Source organism: Paenibacillus sp. FSL H8-0548, assembly GCF_038630985.1.
Taxonomy (GTDB): domain Bacteria; phylum Bacillota; class Bacilli; order Paenibacillales; family Paenibacillaceae; genus Pristimantibacillus.
In genome coordinates this window covers 6,175,082-6,198,648 of the sequence record NZ_CP152049.1, presented here as the reverse complement: position 1 = coordinate 6,198,648, position 23,567 = coordinate 6,175,082, and the positions used below count along the sequence as shown (strand labels likewise).

The 23,567-nt window shown below is 46.1% G+C and carries 20 protein-coding genes and 1 pseudogene; 17 read left to right on the top strand and 4 right to left on the bottom strand.

Annotation, left to right across the window (positions count from 1 at the left end; genetic code table 11):
* The first annotated feature begins 84 nt into the window (after positions 1-84).
* Positions 85-528, top strand: coding sequence for an Rrf2 family transcriptional regulator (locus MHI37_RS26380; protein WP_076335871.1), 444 nt, complete (start codon positions 85-87; stop codon positions 526-528).
* 204 nt (positions 529-732) lie between these two features.
* Positions 733-1,749, top strand: coding sequence for an LLM class flavin-dependent oxidoreductase (locus tag MHI37_RS26375; protein WP_076335962.1), 1,017 nt, complete (start codon positions 733-735; stop codon positions 1,747-1,749).
* 456 nt (positions 1,750-2,205) lie between these two features.
* Here MHI37_RS26375 and MHI37_RS26370 read toward each other — a convergent pair whose 3' ends face one another.
* Complete coding sequence (locus tag MHI37_RS26370) at positions 2,206-2,841, bottom strand: M15 family metallopeptidase (protein WP_083676141.1); 636 nt, start codon at positions 2,839-2,841, stop codon at positions 2,206-2,208.
* A 151-nt stretch (positions 2,842-2,992) separates the two neighbouring features.
* Between MHI37_RS26370 and MHI37_RS26365 the strand changes: the two genes are divergently transcribed.
* The 4 genes from MHI37_RS26365 (at position 2,993) to MHI37_RS26350 (ending at position 7,755) form a co-directional block, all read left to right on the top strand.
* Positions 2,993-3,436: a MarR family transcriptional regulator gene (locus MHI37_RS26365; RefSeq protein WP_076335872.1), complete on the top strand. Its 444-nt coding sequence runs from the start codon at positions 2,993-2,995 to the stop codon at positions 3,434-3,436.
* A 60-nt stretch (positions 3,437-3,496) separates the two neighbouring features.
* The gene (locus MHI37_RS26360; protein ID WP_076335873.1) at positions 3,497-4,474 is read left to right on the top strand and encodes a ring-cleaving dioxygenase; all 978 of its coding nucleotides are present in this window, start codon (positions 3,497-3,499) and stop codon (positions 4,472-4,474) included.
* 183 nt (positions 4,475-4,657) lie between these two features.
* Entirely contained in the window at positions 4,658-6,268 is a 1,611-nt protein-coding gene (locus MHI37_RS26355) for an S-layer homology domain-containing protein (RefSeq protein ID WP_076335874.1), read from the top strand.
* 248 nt (positions 6,269-6,516) lie between these two features.
* A complete protein-coding gene (locus MHI37_RS26350) occupies positions 6,517-7,755 on the top strand; it encodes a TraB/GumN family protein (protein WP_076335875.1) in 1,239 nt (412 codons plus the stop codon).
* A gap of 225 nt (positions 7,756-7,980) precedes the next feature.
* Here MHI37_RS26350 and MHI37_RS26345 read toward each other — a convergent pair whose 3' ends face one another.
* The 3 genes from MHI37_RS26345 to MHI37_RS26335 all read right to left on the bottom strand — a co-directional run bounded on the left by MHI37_RS26345 (position 7,981) and on the right by MHI37_RS26335 (position 12,302).
* A complete protein-coding gene (locus MHI37_RS26345; protein WP_076335876.1) occupies positions 7,981-8,862 on the bottom strand; it encodes a hypothetical protein in 882 nt (293 codons plus the stop codon).
* A complete protein-coding gene (locus MHI37_RS26340; protein ID WP_076335877.1) occupies positions 8,859-10,733 on the bottom strand; it encodes a StlD/DarB family beta-ketosynthase in 1,875 nt (624 codons plus the stop codon). Before MHI37_RS26340 ends, MHI37_RS26345 begins: the two co-directional genes overlap by 4 nt.
* 1,260 nt (positions 10,734-11,993) lie before the next feature.
* Positions 11,994-12,302, bottom strand: a complete 309-nt coding sequence (locus tag MHI37_RS26335; protein WP_083676143.1) for a thioredoxin family protein — start codon at positions 12,300-12,302, stop codon at positions 11,994-11,996.
* 257 nt (positions 12,303-12,559) lie between these two features.
* Between MHI37_RS26335 and MHI37_RS26330 the strand changes: the two genes are divergently transcribed.
* The 11 genes and pseudogenes from MHI37_RS26330 to MHI37_RS26280 all read left to right on the top strand — a co-directional run bounded on the left by MHI37_RS26330 (position 12,560) and on the right by MHI37_RS26280 (position 23,548).
* Positions 12,560-13,486 (top strand): hypothetical protein, encoded by a 927-nt coding sequence (locus MHI37_RS26330; RefSeq protein WP_144023627.1) that lies wholly within the window; start codon positions 12,560-12,562, stop codon positions 13,484-13,486.
* Between the two features lie 573 nt (positions 13,487-14,059).
* On the top strand, positions 14,060-14,653 hold the full coding sequence (locus MHI37_RS26325) for a TerD family protein (protein ID WP_076335879.1): 594 nt from the start codon (positions 14,060-14,062) through the stop codon (positions 14,651-14,653).
* A gap of 26 nt (positions 14,654-14,679) precedes the next feature.
* Positions 14,680-15,261 carry a TerD family protein gene (locus MHI37_RS26320; protein ID WP_076335880.1) on the top strand — a complete coding sequence of 194 codons (582 nt, stop codon included), beginning with the start codon at positions 14,680-14,682 and terminating at the stop codon, positions 15,259-15,261.
* A 399-nt stretch (positions 15,262-15,660) separates the two neighbouring features.
* A complete protein-coding gene (locus tag MHI37_RS26315; RefSeq protein WP_076335881.1) occupies positions 15,661-16,233 on the top strand; it encodes a TerD family protein in 573 nt (190 codons plus the stop codon).
* A gap of 35 nt (positions 16,234-16,268) precedes the next feature.
* A complete protein-coding gene (locus tag MHI37_RS26310; RefSeq protein WP_076335882.1) occupies positions 16,269-16,847 on the top strand; it encodes a TerD family protein in 579 nt (192 codons plus the stop codon).
* Positions 16,848-16,920: 73 nt separating this feature from the next.
* Positions 16,921-18,207, top strand: a complete 1,287-nt coding sequence (locus tag MHI37_RS26305; RefSeq protein ID WP_076335883.1) for a TerD family protein — start codon at positions 16,921-16,923, stop codon at positions 18,205-18,207.
* 25 nt (positions 18,208-18,232) lie between these two features.
* Positions 18,233-19,024 (top strand): TerC family protein, encoded by a 792-nt coding sequence (locus MHI37_RS26300; RefSeq protein WP_076335884.1) that lies wholly within the window; start codon positions 18,233-18,235, stop codon positions 19,022-19,024.
* 96 nt (positions 19,025-19,120) lie between these two features.
* Entirely contained in the window at positions 19,121-20,326 is a 1,206-nt protein-coding gene (locus MHI37_RS26295) for an HpcH/HpaI aldolase/citrate lyase family protein (RefSeq protein ID WP_076335885.1), read from the top strand.
* Positions 20,268-21,566, top strand: a pseudogene (locus MHI37_RS26290) (phosphoribosyltransferase family protein); the annotation flags it as partial. The gene MHI37_RS26295 and the pseudogene MHI37_RS26290, both read left to right, overlap by 59 nt.
* Before the next feature lie 30 nt (positions 21,567-21,596).
* Complete coding sequence (locus MHI37_RS26285) at positions 21,597-22,751, top strand: cysteine protease StiP family protein (RefSeq protein WP_256710260.1); 1,155 nt, start codon at positions 21,597-21,599, stop codon at positions 22,749-22,751.
* Positions 22,748-23,548: an HAD family hydrolase gene (locus tag MHI37_RS26280; RefSeq protein ID WP_076335887.1), complete on the top strand. Its 801-nt coding sequence runs from the start codon at positions 22,748-22,750 to the stop codon at positions 23,546-23,548. The genes MHI37_RS26285 and MHI37_RS26280 overlap by 4 nt, the downstream gene beginning before the upstream one ends.
* Positions 23,549-23,567 lie beyond the last annotated feature (19 nt).

Sequence of the window (23,567 nt, the reverse complement as noted above, 5' to 3'; positions counted from 1 at the left end):
GTGCTATGCTTGGCGGGGAAGGTTTGACTTTATCAACTGTATGAAATAAGATTACAGTATCCTTCTTGAGAGGGAGTTGTGAAAATGAACAGTGAGTTTACGGTAGCGGTTCACAGCTTAGCGCTGTTAGCCTATTTACCTGACCATATGGCAAGCAGCGAGAGGATCGCTCGCAATGTGGCAACGAATCCAACTCGCATTCGCAAAATTATGAGTACACTGCGCAAGCATGGCTTTGTGAAGACGAAGGAAGGTATTGGCGGAGGCTATATACTGAACTGCGTACCGAATGAGGTTACGCTGGCTCAAATATACCGCGCGCTTTCCGGCGGGACGCTGAAGCCGCATTGGTGCTCGGGTAATCCGGAGGAGGATTGTCTCGTATCTGCTAATATTCAAGCGGTCATGGATCATTTCTTTTTTGAGGCCGAGCAGCATTATGAGGCTTATTTGGAGCAAAACACGCTTCAAACGGTTCTGGATAGAATAAGAAAATGCCAACAGCAGCAAAATCCGCTTCAAGTATAGCATATAAGAGTACAAGGCGATGGCTGGAGCTGTCGATACGGATAGCGGTAATAGACAGGTTACTCGTATTTTACCGCTGGCTGTGCCTCTTGTAAGCCTGGTGCGGATTATTTTGCGTTCAATATGTATTTAATTTTCATACAGTTTATGAGGATTTGCTGCAGTAGTGCTGCGACATTTAATTAGAAGCAAAGGGTGAAGCTGATGTTAGAAAATACAATCAATCAATCCACGTTCAATATTCCGCTATCGGTCCTAGATGTATCTCCAATTGTAGAAGGTGGCTCAGTTGCAGAATCACTCAGCAATACGTTGGATTTGGCACAGCACGTAGAACGATGGGGCTACAATCGTTACTGGCTGGCGGAGCATCATAATGCACCCAGCATTGCAAGCTCGGCTACGTCCATCGTTATCGGCCATGTAGCAGCAGGCACGTCGACGATTCGAGTAGGCTCAGGAGGCATTATGCTCCCTAACCACGCGGCGCTAGTGATTGCGGAGCAGTTCGGCACACTAGAAACGTTATTTCCTGGTCGTATTGACCTTGGCCTCGGACGAGCGCCTGGAACAGACGGTCTTACGGCAGCTGCGCTTAGGGGAAACAGAAGAAGCAACGGTCAAGACTTTCCGGAACAGCTTGCGGAGCTGCGTGCGTTTTTAGATCCGTCGAGCGCACAAGTAGGCATGCCTGTTCGCGCGATTCCTGGTGAAGGCTTGGATATTCCGATTTGGCTGCTGGGCTCAAGTGATTTTAGCGCGTTGCTGGCTGCGGAGCTGGGCTTGCCTTTTGCATTTGCAGGACACTTCTCGCCTACGTTTACTGTACCGGCCATGAATCTTTATCGCAGCAGCTTCAAGCCATCGGCTGTTCTTGACCAGCCGAAAGGAATGGTTGCCGTTAATGTTGTCGCAGCAGATACGGATGAGGAAGCCGCGTACCTAGCAACGTCTAATCAGCAGCTATTCCTATCGTTTATTCGCAATAAGCGCGGTCCGCTTCCTGCTCCTGTTCACGATATGGACAGCATCTGGACCGCTCAGGAGAAAATCGCATTGCAGCAGCAGCTCGGTTCGACGATCGTTGGGGGACCAGATACGGTGCGCAGCAAGCTTAAGCAATATATTGAAGCGACAAAAGCGGATGAAATCATGATCGCTGCTCATATCTTTGACCACAAGGCACGCTTGCGCTCGTATGAGATTATAGCTGGGCTATAATTTGTAGCGCTAGCGGTGCTGAGGAGAGGAATAGATCTAAATTATAGATCTATTTTAGTCGAATGAGCCCATAAAGCGGGATTAGGTCTAAAAAGTAGATCTAATTCCGCAGATCTCCATCAAATGGGTATGCCGTCGCCGCTCTGGCGAGGAATAGATCTAAATTATAGATCTATTTTAGTCGAATGAGCCCATAAAGCGGGATTAGGTCTAAAAAGTAGATCTAATTCCGTATATTTCCATCAAATGGGCATGCCGTCGTCGCTCTGGCGAGGAATAGATCAAAAAAGGCCTTAGCAAAAGTAGGTTTATCTACTTTTGCTAAGGCCTTTTTTGAAATATAGGAAAGTATATCATTTTACCATACTTTCTCTATATTTCTCCGGAATGAAACGCGCCACCGCCATGAGGATGGCGACAGCCGTTTCACCTTGCGTTGCAAGGAACAGTCTGCCTCTATTCCACATCAACTGGCGGACGCTGACCATTGCGCAACTGACGGATGGAATAACCGAAGTCCATTTGCAGATGCGGATAGTCAGGGAAGTTTTTCCAATCGCCACCCCAAGAGAAGCCTAGCTCTTTGGCAATCGTGACGACCTCCATCCAATCTGACTTTCCGTTTTTATTGCCGTCATACTTCATATCCCATACCACTTCATTCTTCTTCGTGCGCAGCGCAAAATCGATGGCGAGCCCATAATTATGATACGAGTGGCCGCCTTGCACTTGAGTAACGACCTGGCCCTCGGCTGTCCTTCCCTTAGCATAGATGGCATCTTGCTCCTCGCTGGAGCGAAAGCCATCTGTAATTAGAATCGTAATGCCAGCCTGGCTTGCTGCTGCAATCAGCTCGTTCTGCTTCGCAAAGACGGCTGGATGCAGCTCAGTTACAGGGGGAGCGGGATTGATATTATGATTAGGTGAATAGGGTTCCAAGGTGAAAATGCTTTTCCACAACAACACAGCAGTTATAGCTAAAATAACGAACAGCAGCAGTCTGTTGCGTCTGCGTCTACCCCGTGCTGCCAGCTCGTAAGATGTCTGACCTATGGGAAGGGGCCGCTGAGAAAGATGATTCCGTTCAATCATTCGTAAATCTCCTTATGCTTTATATCCGCTTATCTTAACATATTATGAAATGGGTCGCCCTAGTCTCGGGTAGGGGATTAAGCTACGTTAGTTGACATTTTATCAGTTTATAACTAAACTGACAAATATAACGAGACCATGGGGTGATCAGATGGAGCGAAAGGATAAAGATGATTTGTTGTCTAAGCGAGATAAAAGATTAGGCTTAATGATTTGGTTTCGTTTATCGCGAGTTTACAATCGAAGCTCGCGCGAGACTCATCAGCATCTGAAAAAGTGGGATCTATCGGCAGCACAATTCGACATCCTCGCTCAAGTCGGTGCACATAAACGGTTGACGCAGCAGCAGCTCGCTGACAAGCTGTTTGTTACCAAGGGAAATATTACACAGCTGCTTGGCAAGCTGGAGAATTTGGGCTTCGTAAAGCGAGAGCAGGATTGGAAAATAAAATACGTTTCCTTAACGGAAAAAGGAAAAGAACTGTTTGATGCTGCCGTTCCTCTTCAGGAGCAGCATCAGGCGTCGCAGTATAACGTCCTAAATCAAGCGGAGAAGAAGCAGCTGCTTGAGCTGCTGAGAAAAATTCAAAGCTGAGCTATAGGACGGCGGTCAATATTATATGTTTCCATTTAGACTTTATGGGAGGTTTTTTATATGGAGCTTAAAGGCATTCACCACGTTTCCGCAGTTACAAGCAGCGCATCCGGAAATTTTGAATTTTATACGGAGCTATTAGGCTTGCGGCTTGTGAAGAAAACGGTAAATCAAGATGAGACATCCGTGTATCATTTGTTTTATGGCGATGAGAAAGGGAATCCGGGGACGGAGCTTACCTTCTTCGAATTTCCGATGGCCGCCAAAAATCGTGCAGGTACGAGCAGTATTTCCGCATTATCTCTGCGAGTAGGGAATGATGAAGCCATTCGTTACTGGAAGGAGCGTTTTGCGCAAAATAATGTCGATCATGATGAAATCGTGGAGCGCGCTGGCCGCAGCTCAATTGCTTTTAGAGATTTTGAGGGACAGCGTCTCGTGCTCGTATCCGACGAGCATAATCATGGTGTCAAAGGAGGTATTCCTTGGGATAAAAGCACGGTGCCAGTTCAGTACGGCATTCTAGGACTAGGCCCTGTCCAGCTCACAGTCAAAAACCCAGAGCCGACCATTATGGTTCTGACTCAGGTGATGGGCTTCCGTGAAAAAGGGAAATACGTATCGACCTTAGCAGGCCAACCGGATATTGTCGTGTTTGAAACGGGTGAAGGCGGCAGCGGTGCCGAGGTTCATATCGAGCAGCGGCATGATCTTCCGCGCGAGCAGCAGGGCTATGGCGGCGTTCATCATGTCGCGTTCCGCGTTGAGGACGATGATGAGCTGCGCAAGTGGATCGAGCATATTCGCGGAGTCCGCATACCAAGCTCAGGCTTCGTAGATCGCTTCTATTTCCGATCCTTGTATTTCCGCGAGCCTAATGGTATTTTGTTTGAGCTTGCAACGGATGGCCCGGGCTTTGACACGGATGAGGATATTAACCATCTTGGAGAATCGCTTGCGCTTCCCCCATTTCTAGAGCCGAAGCGTGCGCAAATTGAAGCGAGACTGAAGCCGCTCGACACAAAGCCGCAGCAATAAACGGCGATCGGTGTTTTCATAAGCTAGTCTTTACAAGACGAGTTCTTCCCAATGATCAAGGGGGAGCACTCGTCTTTTTTTCGCGATATGACCGACAAAACTGCGAAGCTACCAATATTTTTGCAATGAGTAATTTTCAATAGTTTGGTATGCTTCTTAAATTCGGGCATAAGGAGGATCATAATGAAGCGTACATATACTAGATTGCTATTAACAGCAGTGGCTTTGCTGGTGATGATAACGGCAATGGGCCAGCTGGCAGGCAGCCAAAGCAGTATACCTTTTGATGATATTTCGCACAGCTATGCGGAGCAGGAAATTATAGATTTATATAATCGTAAAATCATAACGGGAACCTCGGAGAGAAGCTTCTCACCATTGAAGTCGATATCTCGTGCAGAGTTTGTTACTGTACTGGATCGCCTGCTTGGCCTGGAGCCCGTACAATCTCCCGTATCACCGTTTGCGGATGTGGCTAAGCAGGCGTGGTACTATGGCTGGATTCAAGCAGCCGTGCAGCTAGGCTTGGCAGATGGAGTAAGCGCGAACAGTTTTGCGCCTTCGAAGCCTGTGACAAGGCAGGAGGCTGCTGTTTTATTAGCGCGAGCATTGAAGAAAACGACTAATCAAGCGAATGCGAAGCTGCTGTTTGGAGACGGCGACCAAATTGCGGGCTGGGCTGCTCCTTCTGTAGCGACCGTGAAAAGCCTTGGCTTGATGAAGGGGGATGATCATAGCAACTTCCGCCCCTCTGATCCAATAACAAGGCAAGAAACAGCTGTTATGATCTATCGCGTGCTGCAAAATAAAGCTTGGGCAGCAGAGCTGGCGGCCAAGCCGGTGGAATCGATAAAGCTCGGCTGGCAGTATGGCCAGACGACGCAGCAGTATAAGGAAAATATATTGTTGTCTAATGTGAATACATTATCTCCCCGCTGGTACTTTCTTGAAGCATCCGGCGCTATAACGGATTATACGGATAAGTCCCTAGTGACCTGGGCTAAGCAGCATAATAAGAAGGTGTGGGCAATGGTTGGCAATCGCTCAAACCAAACAGCTACGAGTCAAATGCTGTCTACTGCAAAAGCACGGAGCGCAGTCATTGCCAAGCTCGCAGCATTTGCCAAAACCTATGAATTAGACGGACTCAACATCGATTTTGAAAATGTAGCTCCGAAGGATCGTGCGGCACTGACTGCATTTATAGCGGAATTATCGGAGAAGCTAACGCAGATGAAGGTTACGCTCTCGATGGACGTATCACCCGACAGGGGAACAGATTGGACAGATGCCTTTGACTTTGCCTCCCTAGGCAAGCAAGTGGATTATATGGTATTAATGGGCTATGACGAGCATTGGGGTGCTAGCTCAGGTGCTGGCTCTAATGCTTCATTAGGCTTTTATCAAGCAGCCTTGGACAAACTAATGAAGCAAGTGAACAGCGGGAAAATCATTTTGGCGGTGCCATTTTACAATCGTGACTGGAATTTGAACAAGGATGGCAGCGTTGCGTCGTCAGAATTTATATCGCTTAGTGAGCAAAATGCCCTTATGAGCAAATTTTCCATTAAGCCCGTTTGGGATGCTAAAATAGGTCAATATACAGCTGCTTATACTAAAAACGGTGTAACCCATCGGATGTGGTTGGAGGATGGCCGTTCTTTAACCGCAAAATATAAGCTGGCAGTAGAGGCTAATTTTGCTGGTCTCGCGTATTGGCATATAGGCGGGGAGAGTGCCGATGTATGGGCAAGCTTTAGAAATGCTGATCGGTTCTTGCACTATTCCTTTTAAGCTGGAGACGTGATTGAGGTATGTTTGCGAATTTGCAGGCATGCCTTTTTTTTGTTGAATCCATTGCTCTTGTGACGACTGTCGCATTATATGCGATGATCTTCTCTGCATGCAACGAAAACTAGATTGGTATTTTCCGAAATAGTAATTGCGTGGTAGAAATGTGTAAAATAGGTCGTATAAGCGCGGCGTATGTTTTAACATATAGTATAAAAAGCCGTCTAATCAAGGAGAGAGAGGGTCAATCGATGAAAAGGTTTACTTCATTATTACTTTCACTAGCACTACTATTTTCTTTCGTTGCTACTGTTCAAGCGGAAGAGAAGCCGATCTCGGTATGGTTAGAAAACCAGCAGCTGCAGCTTGGCGAGAATCAGCCGATTATGGAGAACGGAACTACACTCGTTCCTGCAAAGGAAACTTTTGAGAAGCTTGCCTTTGAGGTCACTTGGGATCAGCAGAACAAAGTGATTAAAGGCGAGAAGGAAGGACTTATCCTTTTATTCCAAGTAGGAACTCCAGCGGTTAAGGTCAACGATACGGAGCAAGGCTTGCTTGTCGCTCCCAAGAATATTAAAGGCACGATATACATACCTCTGCGGACGGTCAGTGAAGCGGCTGGCTACGAGGTATCATGGAATAAAGAGGCTCGGGCCGTTGCGCTTGCAGTGAAGGAGCCAAGCCGAGGCTTTCTGTGGAAGTCGGAAAATGCAGGGAATACGGTGTACTTGCTAGGTTCGATTCATATTGCAAGCGAGGCGATGTATCCACTGCGTGCGGAAATTCAGAAGGCCTATGAGGCATCCGACTATTTGGTCGTGGAGGCTGACATTACGAAAATGAGCGATGAGGCTGTGCAGAAGCAGATACTTGATCTTAGCCTTCATAAGGATAATACAACACTTAAGGATCATATTTCCGCAGATGCTTATAAGAAGCTCGGGGAGATTTTGAAACAAAATGGCGCAGCTGAAAATGTATTGGATACGTACAAAACATGGAGTGTTGCCAGTACAGTGGATTATCTGACTGCGACGAAAGCAGGCTATAACGCTGGTATAGGAATTGATGCATTTTTCCTGCAGCAGTCTATTGAAAACAAGCAGCCGATTCTCGAGCTGGAGTCGATTGATTATCAGCTCAACATGTTCGATCGTTTCTCCGATAAGCTGCAGGAGGAGATGCTGAACCAATCCATTGAAAGCTATTACGCAGAGGATTCCGGCATTGATGATTTGACGAATATGTGGGTTACAGGGAACGAAGAGCAGCTGCTCGAGCTTACTAATTCAACGAAGTCAAATGAAGAGTTTTATAAGGCGCTTCTAGCAGATCGGAATGGTCCGATGGTCGAGAAGATCAAGGGCTATCTGAATGACAGCGGGAAGAAAACTTATTTTGTGGTGGTCGGTGCTGCTCATATGATCGGGGAAGATGGTATAGTGCCATTGCTTGAGAAACAAGGCTTTAAAGTAGTACCCGAATAACGAATTGAACAGACGCAGCAACAGAAGAAGGCGATCCCGCACAGAGCGGTGGTCGCCTTCTTTTTGAAATAAATGAAACGCGCCACCGCCATAAGGAGGCGACAGCCGTTTCACCTTGAAATATAGGAACGTATATCATTTCGCCATACTATCTCTATATTTCTCCGGAATGAAACGCGCCACCGCCATAAGGAGGCGACAGCCGTTTCACCTTGCTTCCGACGCTTATGAGGCCTGCTGCTGTTTAAGCTTGAGCTCGACAAGCAGTGCATGCAGCTGCTCAGTAGCAAGTCCATGCAGAACGAGCCGGAAGCCTGCTTTCAGCGTCGTAAGCGGAACCATGGGATGCTTGTTGTTGATTAGCGCCAATCTATCGTTGCTGCCAATAATTTTGGAGGCGAGAATACCGATGGTCTCATCGAGCTGCAGTGAATTGGTTGCCCGCCAAAAATCATTGTCCGTCAGAAACATTTGATAGACAGGCGTGAAGCATTCGATTGCCGTTGTCAGGTCCATAAAGTTGGTCCAGCGATTCGGCATCTGCTCAATAGGCAGGGGGCCAGAAGTAATGGCGCCGAAGTTAAGCTGATCCTGCTTCGTGACTTCGATTCCCTTGCTGCGCAGTTCACGATTAAGATTGATGACGAAATTATACAGATTAAGGTCGTGAATCAGAAAGAGATCGTCCTTAACTGGCTCGAGATGGGTAGGCTTAAGCGGATTCATCTCGATCTGAACGCCCGGCACATTGTCGCGAATGAAGCCAAGCACCTCGGAACCAAGATAGAAATGGCGCAAAATCATAAAGTTAGCGCTCGGACTAACGAAGGTTTTCATCCCAAAGTGGAGCACGCGGTGCAGCAGGCGAGATGACGTAAACGCTTTTGGAACGATGATTTTGTATAATTGCAGTAAAATAATCATCATTCTAGCGAATGGCCTTAGCACCGGCAGTAGAAATTGTCGCGATTTACTGGAGCAATCCTTAAGATAAGCGGCCTTCGCTTCCTCGTTAAAGGGAATACTCTGATCTAAATAGATGGCGAGAAATGGGTTTGGATCGTTTTTATCATGCTCCATTTGTTCAAAATAATTTGCGTTGCTCATATATTGCCCAACTCCTCTAATTGCAGCAGGTACAGGCGAGCTGTCGTTTTGGCGGTTTTCACAATTCGCGTTGCAATGTCCGCTGTCAGCATAGGATGCTGAACGACCGCCTCCAGCCGTTCAAAATGTTGCTCATCGGAGTCACTGTGATAAAGAAGAAAGGATACCTCATCATCGCTAAGCCCAAGCTGATCGCGAATCATTTCACCCCAGTAGCGAGCCATTCGGCAGCCAAGTCCCTCGATAATCCACATAGCGCCGATAAGATCAACGGGATTTTCACGGCTGGCCCGCTGAAATAAATAGGCAGAGAGCGCCTCGCTGCCAATATTTTTCTCTCCGGATTGAATCTTGCTCAGCTCTCCTCCTACAGCCACGTAGTTGCGCTCGAGAATTTGAAAGTCGCGATGCTCGTCGCGCGCATGAGCGATGAAGGTTGATCGAAGATCAATATGCTCAATCGAGATGTAAGAAGCTGCGCGAGCAATCCACTGGGAGCCGTCAATGACCTGCTGGCGAATATTTTCCATGAGCGCCATATAGTCGGCGAGCGTAAATTTATGATTGTACAATTTGTGAATAACGGGCACGTGCGCGAGCTTCTGCTCAAAATCGATCCATATCTGCACAAGCTGTCTCACAAGCTGAGCTTGAAAGGGATCTGCTTCGTCATACGTCAGATGAGGAGCCTCGGGCGGCCTCTCCTCGAATATAGGCTGAGCTGCAAGCCCCTCTTCAGCGGATTTGCCAACAACCGTGAGCAGCATATATGACGTTTGGAATCTGCCACTTTCAGGTACCATGCATAGCACCTGCTCGCCTGGCTTCAAATGTCCCTCATTTAGCAGTTCCTCGAGCATGATATAGATTGACGCTGCGCCAGTGTTGCCCTTCGAATAGAGATTCGTGAACCACTTTTCCTCTGGAATCGTCATTCCGCCAAGCTGCAGCAGCCTGAATATCTCATCGCGGAAAAAATGAGAAGAATAGTGGCAGACCATCCAATCTATTCGAGCAGGATCAACCTTGCCCTCATCCACCAGCTCGAAAAATCGTTTAACGCCAACCTTTGGCATTTCATTTACGAGCCTAATATCCTGCTTTAAATTAATGGCGCCGTCATCGGCTGCTTCGTGAACAGAGGGATAATCTAGCCAGCTGGCATATTCAGAATTCCCCTTGCTGCTGCCAGCATACATGCAGACATCATATAGATTGGCATAAGACTTATTGTCAATCCATTCAATGCGAAGCGATAGGCCGCTGGCTGCTGGCTGATGCTGGAGCACTGCTGCGCCAGCGCCATCGGATAACATAAAGCGCAGAAAGTCGGTATCGAAAGGAACGGGATGCGAGGAGAGCGACTTCTGCGTTTCGAATCTCGTATGCTTGAATACACGGCTCGGAAACTCGCTGGCGCAGGAAATAGCCGTCTTCTGCTCACCGGACTGCACATGTAGGTACGCATTCTTCATCGCTTGCATCCCGCTAGCGCAAACGCCATGATGGGTAGCGACCTCAAGCACAGGGAGGGTTGTTTGTGCATGGACCATGCTGGCGAAGCCTGGGACGAGCATATCCCCTTGGGTGGTGCCAACAGCGAGAAAATCAATCCCGTCATGCAAAGCTTGCGTATTGCGTGAAAGGGCATCGCGTATAGCGAGCCCAGCCATCTCTGCATTCGAGTAGAGGCTTTTTTGCTCCTTGTTCAGGGCATAATGCCGAAATCTTATTTTATTTTGATCGAGAATGCGGCGCATGGACCGGGAGCTCTTTCCGTCTATTTTTCCAAGATACTCTTCGATCTCATCATTGCCGACAGGCGGTCCAGGCAGAAATTTTCCAATGCTCGTAATGTAAACAGGATTCATGACGCACCTCCATAAAGTGGATGTCTATACGTTCTATCATCGTCGATGGGTCAATTTAATCCTAGTACTAACTTTATTTGGTACCGTTTGGAGGTGGGGCTTGAATTTGTACTCGACAGCCCGATATTCCCCTAGGTATTCTACTGTGTGCCGCTGGCCACGGTTTTTTACTGTATAGGAAACTATACATTCTTCGAACCTTTTGATAACGATGCTGCGCGAGTAGCCGGAGAGCGGATAACGAAAGCTAACGGAAGCTAGAGACGCTAAAGTTGCATTTTGGGTTAGCGTCACATTTTAACGGAACAGGGAGACGCTATTACGCAGAAATGAACTGAAATCGGGCATGTAGGGTACAAATAGAGGCGTGTGTTTCCGTTACAATCTTGAAACGAAAAATAAAGGCGATTTAGCGTCTGTGGTTTCCGTTAGAAGTGTGAGATGATGTGTTTGCGATTTCCGATTACCCGTAAGGACGATTTTGTTCACTATGCTTGAACTTTTTATAGTCGATTTGCGATAGTTGTCATGGGGAATAAGAAAAGTTCTAAACCAGCCGTTTTGGGCAGTGTAATACCGAGCGGTGGGAGTAGGAGACGTAAGGATTTGAGGAGCTAATAAGAATGAATAGTAGTAGGCTATCCTGCACATTTGCAGGGTAGCCTACTCTTTTTAATGGTTTAGGGCAGCTATCCTGTACGTAAGCAGGATAGCTGCTAACAATGGAGATAAGAGGGCCTTAGATGAGCTGAAATGACGAGCTATAATGCGTGAATACAGGATAGGTTAGCTAGAGCGTCCCAATCGCACGAAGTTACTGCGAAAGTGCAGGATAGCTTCTGCGCTGGGAGTAGGAGACGGGAGGATTTGAGAAGCGGCATGGAGCGTGGGGAAAGTTCAGGAAAAAGACGATGTGTGTGTTAGTTTTGTGAAGTATATGGGGATACTCAAACATGCCTAGAAAGGCAGCGGCCGCACGAGCTCTGCCCGTGACAGCCAATAAAGTAGACTCTCCTGCGCATTTGCAGCCTAGCTGCCAACAATGGAGCACGGCGTCTGAATCTAACACAAAATTCATCGACGAATACGCTTCGTCAGCCATTTCATCCGAAGTGGTTTTTTTATTATGATGTATTTAGAAACGGGAAATGTCAGTCTATGCAGCAATGAAAAAAAATGATTCGCCCTTGCGGCGTGTCCTAATCATTTGAGTTAAAATGGAACTAATCGTTAACGTATGCGTCTGTATATATATGGTATTTACTTCAGCATCAAATAAACATGGTCTACCGATTTCATGGCATATTCGTTGCGAATAGGCTCTCCGTTCTCAAGCAGAACAAGGCAAGGAACACTTGCAATTTTCCATTGCTCACGCAAGCGAGGTGCGTAGTTTATATTCAGCTTATACAGTGGGACGGAGATTCCTGTTGCTTGAGCAATTTCAAGCATGCGTTCACCGATTTTGCATGTCCCGCACAATGGAGTGAAGAAATATACGGCAATTTTTCTGTTTTCGGTGTGGATAAGGCTTTGTAAGGCTGCTTCGTCTATTTCGTGGATGGTCATTGTAATGCTCCTTCATGCGTTTAGTTGTCAGCGCCGCCAAAGGACGACGTAGTCGTTTCTTCTTGAAATATAGGAAAGTATAAGTTTCACATTTATACTCCGCCTATATTTTTGCGAGAAACCTCTTGTCCTTAGATAAGGACGACGTAGTCGTTTCTTCTTAGTTCACTTATAATACACAATAACGAAGGAAATAGGGAAGCGATCTGCGTGCTGGCACAATATTATTAGAAGATGTGAATATGGAGGGTGAGGGCATGAAGAGAACAATATGGCTCGTATTGATTCTGGCATTTGTATTGGCTGGCTGCAAGGGAGAGGGAGAAGCGCCGCTCGCAACTGCAGATGCCGCAGCTGAGGACAGTGCTATTCAAAATGAAAATAAACTGTTGAATGATCAGTTAATACTTATGCAGGCCCAGCTTCAGGCGACCGAGCAAGAGCTGGAAAATCTGCAAATCGAAATGGAGTCCAAGCAACCAATAGATCCGTATCAGGAATTGCTTATTGAGCTGACTAAACAATATCCTGCTCTTCGTCCCTTTGCTGCAGCTCAAACTTGGACATCGGTGACGATAACCAATGACTTGAAAACAAATGCGGTTCTCGATCCGGAGCTTCTAGAGATCATCGGTTCTTATCTTGTTATCACAGGTGAAACGATCGACTTCACCAATGGGCCGCAGAGCGATATTGATAATTTCTCGTTGCTGCTCGCGAATGAATCCGGTACTTATAAAATTGATATCGCAGGAAGGGATGTTATGACGTTTCCTGAGCTGGCTCCCGGCGTTTATTTCCGTATTTCATCCAATACAGCGGATGTAGGGAAAGCTTTGATGTCGAAGCCTGACTATGTACCGACGGATTCTTGGGAGACACGTATGTTAAACAGCGGCATGATTCATGTGAAAGCGGAGGATTCACAGTTTTATATGGTTTCGGCGTTTCGGACCAGAGGAGTTGCCATTCAATTGTTAAACGCAGCCAAACAAGAGATAGCTCAGCCGCAAAGCATAACGGAAAACGTGCTTGAGGAAATAACGTTTTATTTATACGGGAACAAAATTCAAATGAATGTATATTCCACTTATATTCAAATAAAGGATGGCAGCAGGGAAATATGGTATCAGGTAGACAAAGAAGTACCTAAGCAGATTCAGGGATTCATATCAGCGGGATAGAGGGCACATCATAGGTTTGGTTTGCTTTTTTAACGATTAGAAAGATACATGGTTAATAAAAAAAATCCATTAATGAGAAGCAAAGCAGTGAAGATAAGGCTCGTTTTGTTCCTTCTTATAAATTCCATGCGAACACCTCGCGAGTGCATATTTACTATATATAATTATCACGCTTATTATCTGATTTTTCCACCTTTTTTTTTCGTCGGCTGCGTCTCTTCGGTTTATTATTTGGATTGTGAATTTTGGGAAAGATATAACGATGAGGATAACGATATAGCCCTTTTCGATTTGAATTTATTAATTTGCAGAAATTTGTAATTTGATGAGAGAATGTTATAAAATTAAAGATGGATTAGCTTGCTATCGCTTTTTAAGCGTAACTGTTTATTCCGTATTTTGTTTGGGTAAAGAAGAGGTAGTTATCAGGTTATGTAGAATTATGTAGTGTAGGAATTTATTTTTTTGGAACTTGGAAGTTAGATAGGCGTATTGATGTTAGAGCTTATGAAATCACAATCACACTCAATGGTTCTATTTGGAGTAAAATAATGGAAAGGGGGTGCAATTCTAATGGCTATCTCTCTTGTTAAAGGTCAGAAGGTAGATTTAACCAAAGGCAATGCTGGTCTCAGCAAAGTAATTGTTGGATTGGGTTGGGATCCTGCTGAAACTAAGGGTGGTTTTTTTGGTTTGAAGAAGGCAGCCAACGTTGACTGTGATGCTTCGGCATTGCTGCTCGATGCAAATGGCAAGTTAAGCGGTGAGAAAAATCTTGTTTGCTTCTATAACAAGCAAAGCAGCTGCGGGACGGTTGTTCATACGGGAGACAATATTACAGGTGAAGGCGATGGCGATGATGAGCAAATTATCGTGCAGCTTGACCGTGTTCCAGCTAATATTGAGAAGATTCTTTGTGTGGTCAACATTTACGAATGTGAATCCAGACGTCAGGATTTTGGCATGATCAAATCTGCGTTTATTCGCATCGTTAATCCGAGCAATAACCAAGAGCTGATTCGATTTAATTTGACAGAAAACTATGCCGGCAAAACAGCGCTTGTTGTAGGCGAGCTTTACAGAAACAATGGTGAATGGAAATTCAATGCAATCGGAGAAGGCACTCATGCTCCGCATATCGATATTCTTGCTCGTAAATACCAATAATTCAATCTAGAAAAGAGGGCATTCAAATGGCAATTAGCTTATCCAAAGGACAGAAAATCGATCTTACGAAAACAAACCCTGGTCTTACAAAAATTACGATTGGACTAGGCTGGGATACGAATAAATATGATGGCGGAAAAGATTTTGACCTTGATGCTTCCGTATTCTGCTTGAACGCACAAGGCAAAGTAAGCTCCGATTCAGATTTTATTTTCTATAACAATACAAAGAACAGCAACGGCTCCGTACTCCACACTGGAGATAACCGCACAGGCGAAGGCGATGGAGACGATGAGCAAGTTATCGTAGACCTTCCTGCTGTTCCAGCTGATACAGATAAAATTGCCTTCGGCATCACGATTCATGATGCACAAGCACGCAGCCAAAATTTTGGACAAGTATCCAATGCTTTCGTTCGTATCGTAGACGAGCAAAGCGGCACTGAGCTGATCCGTTATGACCTAGGAGAAGATTTCTCCATTGAGACAGCGGTTGTTGTAGCTGAGCTTTATCGTCATTCCGGCGAATGGAAATTCAGTGCAATTGGAAGCGGCTTTCAAGATGGCTTAGGCGGTCTTGCACGCAACTATGGTCTGTCTACAAACTAATCGTTTTCGACTACCCGTAAAGGGTCGCCAGTGGCGGCCCTTTTTTTAAAATATAGGAAAGTATAAGTTTCACACTTATACTCCGCCTATATTTCTGGAATGAAACGCGCAAGCCGCCGCCAAAGGATTGCGACAGCCGTTTCACCTTGAAATATAGGAAAGTATAAGTTTCACACTTATACTCCGCCTATATTTCTGGAATGAAACGCGCAAGCCGCCGTCAAAGGACGGCGACAGCCGTTTCACCTTGAAATATAGGAAAGTATAAGTTTCACACTTATACTCCGCCTATATTTCTGGAATGAAACGCGCAAGCGCCGTCAAAGGACGGCGACAGCCGTTTCACCTTGAAATATAGGAAAGTATAATCATTACATATTCCACGAGGAGGCATTTATTTTGCCAGTTAATTTATCAAAGGGACAGAAGGTAGATTTGACTAAATCTAACCCAGGCTTGTCTAAAATTACAATAGGCCTCGGATGGGATGTTAACAAATATGACGGCGGAAACGAATTTGATTTGGATGCGACGGCATTTTGCTTGAATGCAACGGGTAAAGTAAGCAGCGAGAAGGAATTTATTTTTTATAACAATAAATCGAATCCGAATGGCTCTATTGTCTCCTCCGGTGACAACCGCAGCGGCGAAGGCGCCGGTGACGATGAAAGCATCAAGATCAATCTGCCTGCTGTGCCGGCAGACATACAGAAAGTGGCTTTCTGTATTACGATTCATGAAGCGAGTCAGCGCAATCAGAACTTTGGACAGGTAGCTAACGCTTATGTTCGTGTCTTGAATGAGGATACTGGGGAAGAATTGATTCGTTATGATTTGGGCGAGGATTTCTCAGTTGAAACGGCAGTCGTTGTAGGCGAGCTGTATCGTCACAACAGCGAGTGGAAATTTAGTGCAGTCGGAAGCGGCTACCAGAATGGGCTTGAAGGGCTTTGCAACGACTTCGGCGTATAAAACAAACCTAGGCAACGTTAAGGAGGAGTAGAACGATGTCCATTAATCTCTCAAAGGGGCAGCGGATTGATCTTACCAAAACAAATCCCGGACTAACAAAGGTTGTTCTTGGTCTTGGCTGGGATACAAACAAGTATACTGGCGGAGGCGAAATTGATCTGGATGCGAGTGCTTTTCTGCTGCATCAGGATGGTAAAGCCAAGGATGAGAAGGATTTTGTATTTTACAATGCGTTAATTGCTTATAACGGGGCGGTTGAGCATACCGGCGATAACCGTACAGGCGAGGGCGATGGTGACGATGAGCAAGTCAAAATTGATTTTGCTAAAGTGCCTGCTCATATCCAGCGTATCGGAATTACGGTTACCATTCATGATGCTGAATCCAGACACCAAAACTTTGGACAGGTTTCAAATGCCTTTGTTCGTTTAGTAGATGATACAACAGGCAGAGAAGTGCTTCGATATGATCTTGGAGAAGAGTTTTCAGTTGAGACGGCTATCGTATTTTGTGAGCTATATCGGCAAGGGGCAGACTGGAAGTTTCAAGCCGTTGGTTCAGGCTTCTCCGGTGGACTTGCATCGCTTTGCCGCAATTATGGTTTAACCGTGTAATTCAAATGACGTTTAGGGTGGCAAGGCTGAGATGAGTCACCCTATTTTATTTTACGGAAAAGGCGGTTTACTTATGGAGCTTGCATTATTGAAGGGTCAGAAGGCGGATATTACAAAAAACAATCCTTCCCTCAAGAGCATCCTGATAGGAATGGGTTGGAATAGCGCAGCAGGCATTGATATCGATTTTTCATCTTTTTTATTACGCGCGTCTGGAAAAGTTGCAGGAGATTCTGATCTTATTTTTTATAGCAATCCTAAAGATTCGAGTGGTTCAATTGAGCTCGTAGGAGAAAACAAAAGAAACGTGGCAGGAAAAGTAGACAAGGAGCAAGTCGTCGTGCGCCTAAGCGAGGTGCCTCAAGCAATTGAACGAATCTCCTTTACACTAACCATCTACGATGGTGAAGCGAAGAGACAAAGTTTTTCTAACGTGAATGATGCCTATATCCGCATCATCGACGAAACAACAGGCCGTGAAATTTTGCGGTATGAAATTGGAAAAAACTTCTCTATTGAGACTGCGATTGTCGTAGGAGATTTATATAGATATAATGGCGAATGGAAATTCAGCGCTATTGGATCAGGCTATTCAGGCGGATTGGCTGCGCTCTGCAATAGTTTTGGTATTGAAGTGAAGGCAGATGCACCCACCCCTTCGCCAGCACCAGCGCCTTCACCGGCTCCTGTGAAAGCACCTATTATTCCGCCTAAGCCTCCTGAACCGATCATCGCTGAGCCAAAAGCAGCGCCGGTAAATCTCAGTAAGATATCTCTCACGAAACGCGGAGATGTCATTAACCTGCAAAAGGGTGCAGGTGCACTCGGCGAAATTGTAATCAATTTGAATTGGAATCAAAAGAAAGCTTCAACTGGATTTTTTGGAAGATCGAGCGCTGGCGTGGACCTCGATGTCGGCTGTCTCTATGAATTGAAGAACGGCATGAAGGGCTCTGTTCAGGCTTTAGGCAACAGCTTCGGTGATTTCTCACGGGCACCATATGTCTCCTTGGACGGGGATGATCGTACCGGCTCCATTACGACGGGTGAGAATCTTAGAATAAATGGCAATAAAGTATCCGAAATTAAACGTATCGTTATTTATGCGTACATTTATGAAGGAGCAACGAATTGGGCTGAAGCCGCGGGGATTGTAACGATCAAACAATCGGGCGGGCCTGACATTGAAGTTCGCATGGACGAGCATAATAATCGTAAGGGTATGTGTGCCATTGCTATGGTAGAGAATGTAGGTGATCAAACGTTTAGTATCCAGCGGCTTGTGCAGTATTTCTCGGGGCATAAAGAGCTTGATGAGGCTTACCGCTGGGGTCTGAGATGGGTTCAAGGAAGCAAATAATGCATTATGCGGAGGTATTCACAGTATGGTTGATTTTTTTCAAAACATCATAGCGAATTTTGGCAGCTTCTTTCACTGGGATAATTTGTCGCAGGTTTTTACGGATCCAGCGAACCTAGGAATTGTTGCAACACTCGTTATTTTGGAAGGCTTGCTATCCGCGGATAACGCGCTAGTGCTTGCAGTTATGGTTAAGCATTTGCCGAAGGAACAGCAGAAGAGAGCGTTGTTCTACGGGATCATTGGTGCCTATATCTTCCGCTTTATCGCAATTGGTGTCGGTGTGTATTTGGTGCAAATTACTTGGATTAAAGTCGCCGGCGGTTTGTATCTGCTCTGGATCGCGTTAAGCAATCTCTTCCATCTCGAATTTAAGCTTGCGCGTGTTGGCAATATTCCACTCATTCCTTACATTGGCAAGAAGGGCGGTGGGGAAGAGTCAGAGGTTCAAAATAAAGGTCTAAGCTTCTGGCGTACCGTGCTTGCCGTTGAAATCATGGATATTGCGTTCAGTATCGACAGTGTTCTCGCTGCATTCGGCGTGAGCGAAGAGGTTTGGGTATTATTCCTCGGCGGTATTCTTGGCGTACTTATGATGCGTGGCGTGGCGCAGGTGTTCCTCAAGCTTATTGATAAGTTCCCTGAGCTTGAGAAAGCAGCCTTCATTCTCATTATCGTTATCGGTGTGAAAATGATCGCCGGCGCGTATGGTTTCCATGTATCGCATACTGTGTTTTTCGGTTTAATTATCGCAGTATTTGCAGGCACACTTATTTACGGTGCTATGCGCAGAAAAAGAGAATCAAAAGCAGCCTAATAGGCAAATACATCCATTTTTTGGAATATCCCTCAATGAAACACGAGGGATATTTTTAATCCCAGCTTGCCTTACAACATTTTAGGAGGGATAACTTTGAGGTATTTTAACTATCTTACCAATGAAGAAGAGCAAAATTTCTTTTATTCCCTTCCGACTCAGTTCAATAATTATACGGACAAAGAAATTATTGCTCACGCGGTTGGTGCTGCGCTATATATGCCAGCAACCAAAGATAACATAGCAGATGATTTGGTAGCCGTAAAACACGAAGGACTCGTGTCTATGGTGATAGACCTTGAAGATGCGGTAGGCGATAATCAGCTGGAGTATGCAGAAGCAACACTGAAAGCAACGCTATTAAAGATTGGTCGATACATTTCGGTAGGTTTATTACGTTCCGATGATGTCCCTCTTATATTTATTAGAGTGCGCTCTGTAGATCAGCTAAAGCGGCTGCTCTCTTTCTTCGGTGAAGAGATTGCTTACATTACAGGAATCGTTTTTCCAAAATTCAACGTGGAAACCGGCGGCGAGTATTTGAGACTGCTCGCTGATTATAACAAACGAAAAATGCCAACAAGCTCAACGTTATATGGCATGCCTATATTGGAGAGCGCGGACGTCATCTATCGGGAGAAGAGACTTGAGACGCTGCTTGGCATATCGGCTCTTCTGAACGAGTACAAGGAATATGTGCTGAATGTTCGCATCGGTGCTACTGATTTTTCCAGTTTATTTGGGCTTCGCAGAAGTCCGGATCATACGATCTATGACATTGGCGTCATACGGGATTGTATAGCTGATATCGTAAATGTATTTGGTAGAATGGACAACCATTTTGTCATCTCGGGACCGGTATGGGAGTATTTTAAGAGCGATCGGGTATTCAAGCCTCAGCTTAGGCAGACACCCTTCGAGGAGAGCATGGGACGGCACGGACGCATTTTGCGGATGGAATATATCAATAAATATGTGGACGGGCTTATACGCGAGGTAGCTATGGACAAGGAAAATGGCATTCTCGGAAAAACAATTATTCATCCTACTCATATTAAGCCGGTACAGTCGATGTTTGTGGTTACGCATGAGGAATATATGGACGCCCTGCACATTATTGAAAACGGACAAGGCGATTTTGGCGTGATGAAGAGCCGTTATTCGAACAAAATGAATGAGTTTAAGCCGCATATGACTTGGGCCAGACGAATGATGATCAGATCGAACATATATGGGGTGCTAAATGAAAACCAAAACTTCACCTGCTTGCTTGCAGCAGAACGAGAGTCCGCAATCGTTTAATATTATTGGAGACTTAGAGATTTCGATAGAAGTAACAAGCAACGCTTTTCATATTCCGCTGGAGCAGCTGTTTCAGATGGCGGCCAGAATAAATAAAAAACGCAGCTTCTTATTCGTAAGTAAGGTGCTTGGCAAGCATATTCCGGTAAGGCCGCATGTTTCCTTGCTATCGGGAGCGGCACTCGGTCTATTGTATCAGCAGTTCAGAGGCGAGCCGCTTCCAATTAGGATAGAGCAGCTGCTTCAGGCTTTCGAAGAGCCGGATTCAGCCCCAGAAGTATACGAGCAGATGAAGCGCAGCAAAATGAGCTTAACTGAAAAAACGCTGTTTATCGGGTTTGCGGAAACGGCTACGGCGCTCGGGCACAGCATGTTCGATATGTTCGATGGACAGGCTTCCTATTTGCATACGACGCGTGAGAGCATTGCCTATATGTCCTCCTGCATTGATTTTGAGGAGGAGCATTCCCATGCGACTACACATCGCTGTTATGCGGCTGATCCAGCTGTATTCGAGCAAGCTGAAACGATTATTTTAGTAGATGACGAAATGACCACAGGTAAAACGACCATCAATATTATTTATGATTTGCACGCAAAATACGGCAAGAAAAATTATATCGTGGCTAGTCTGCTGGATTGGCGCTCTGTGGAAAATATTGAGCGCTTTAGCAGGCTTGAACAGGAGCTGGGCATAAGTGTAAGCTGCCTATCGCTAGTGTCCGGGCAGATCGCGGTGCAGGGCAGCCCGGTTGAGAGCACGGACTATTTGGCGGAGCAGCATGTGCAGGCAATTGAGCCGACGATGGATTACCTTTATGTGAATGACTGCTTCTTGGGCCTCACGGCACGAAATGGAGACACCTCATATCTTCAGCATACCGGCCGCTTCGGACTAACCGCAGAGGAGAGCCTGCTCCTTGATCGTGAAGTAGAGCTGGCGGCAGCCTTACTGCAGCAGCATAGACTGGGCAGTAAAGCGCTGTGCATGGGTACGGGAGAGTTTATGTACATTCCGATGCGAGTAGCGGCGAAGCTAGGTAACGATACTTGGTATCAATCAAGCACGCGCAGTCCCATCCATCCTTATTCGCATCCAGAATATGCTGTTCATTCTGCATACCGCTTTGCGTCCCCTGAGCATGCTGATGTGACGAACTTCATGTACAATATTCCACGCGATCATTATGACGAAATATTTCTGTTTCTGGAACGCGAGATGGCTGCCGAGCAATTAAATGAGCTTAGAAGCATTCTGCTCTCTTTGGGTATCCCGCATATTCATATCGTTTATTTCAATCGAAAAAAGCTTGCCGATCCTGTACCTATCGGCAGCTATAAGCGTGAAGATGTGATCTTTCTCCTTAAGGATTTGAGTGATGTCTCATTAGAGCAGCGAACTGAGGATAGAGAGGCTGCTATGCAGACGGGCGGACATTATTCAGAAAGTCTTCCGATTGAGTATCAGCCAACTGCTGAATACATTCAGCTATTCGAGCTTACGCTTAAGGAGTCTGCAGCCCGCATCGCTCAAGCAGTCGGAACTGTATCAGAAATGATCGTCAAGAAATATGGGTTTGATGTTGTACTCGCTTCCTTGGCGAGGGGCGGCACGCCGATCGGAGTATTGATCAAACGCTACATTAAGCAAGCCTATGGAATAGACATTCCTCATTATAGTCTTTCGATTATTAGGGGAAAAGGGATTGACGAGAATGCCTTGCTCTATATTAATCAGACTCATCCCGATAGAAAAGTACAGTTTGTAGACGGCTGGACGGGCAAGGGGGCTATTCGCAAGGTACTCATTGCGGCATGCAGCCTGATGAAGCAAAAGTATGGCATCGAGCTGAACGATGAGCTTGCCGTGCTGGCGGACCCTGGATATTGTGCAGGCACATTCGGCACAAGAGAGGACTTTCTCATCCCTAGCGCATGTCTCAACTCTACCGTTTCGGGTCTTATCAGCCGCACTGTGCTGCGCAGCGATCTCATTGGACCGGATGACTTCCACGGCGCAAAGTTTTATAAGGAATGGGAGGATTCGGATCTAACGAATGTGTTCGTGGATACGATTGCTGCTTATTTCCCTCAGACTGCCGCCAGCTCGAAGGCAGAGGCACTTCAATTGGAAGCAAATCCAGAGCTTGTGGAGGTCACTTGGCAGGGGATGCAGGATATTGCCCGTATCCAGAGTGACTTTGGCGTTTCCGATGTCAATTTCATTAAGCCGGGAGTTGGCGAGACGACCCGTGTTCTATTGCGAAGAGTCCCTTGGAAGATCTTAGTTGATCGCCTTGATAATCCCAATCTGAAGCATATCCTTCTGCTCGCAAAGGACCGCGGCGTCCCCGTGGAGGAATATTCGCATATGACGTATTCCTGCTGTGGAATTATTAAAGCCGTGAAGGGGGATGCGGAATGATCTTTGCCAGTGATTTGGATCAAACACTTATTTATTCTGTGAGATCCAAAGGGGAACTTGCCGTTGAAGAAATGGTGCCTGTGGAGCTGTATGAAGGCAGACATATTTCCTATATGACAAAGCCTGCGATCGAAAAGCTGAAGGAGCTGTCAAGCATTGCCCGGTTCGTTCCTGTGACGACACGGATTCCTGAGCAGTTCAACCGTATATTCGGGATCAAGGAGCTGTTCGCCCCAGAGTATGTGATTGTCAGCAATGGCGGTACGATTTTGGTTAACGGCCAAATTGATCAGGAGTGGCATGGCCATGTACGTGCTGCGGTGAAGCAGCATTGTGCCGAGCATACGGAAATTGCCAGTCTGTTCGCTGACATTTCAAGCGAGCATTGGGTGAAGTCAAACGATCTCTGTGACGAGCTGTTTTATTCCATCGTTGTGGAGAGGGAGCATTTGCCGCAGGAATCAATCGAGCAATTGCGGCTGGAGCTTGCTTCTCGCGGCTGGAGCTACTCGCTTCAAGGGCGTAAAATTTATTTGGTTCCTGAGAAGGTAAGCAAGGGGGCAGCTATTCAATACGTGAAGGAGAAGCTGGGCTCAAGCTTCGTTTACGCAGCGGGGGACAGCTTGCTCGATGAGAGCTTGCTGCTGGCAGCCGACTTTGCGCTGTCTCCTGCTCATGGAGAATTAGGCCGAACTTACGCAGCGCATCCACATATTCAGTTTACGGAAGCTAGAGGAGCGTTAGCCTCTGATGAGCTGCTTGGTACGATCCTGGAGCATCTCCGGCGCAGATCCTAAGGAAATAGGCACAGCATTC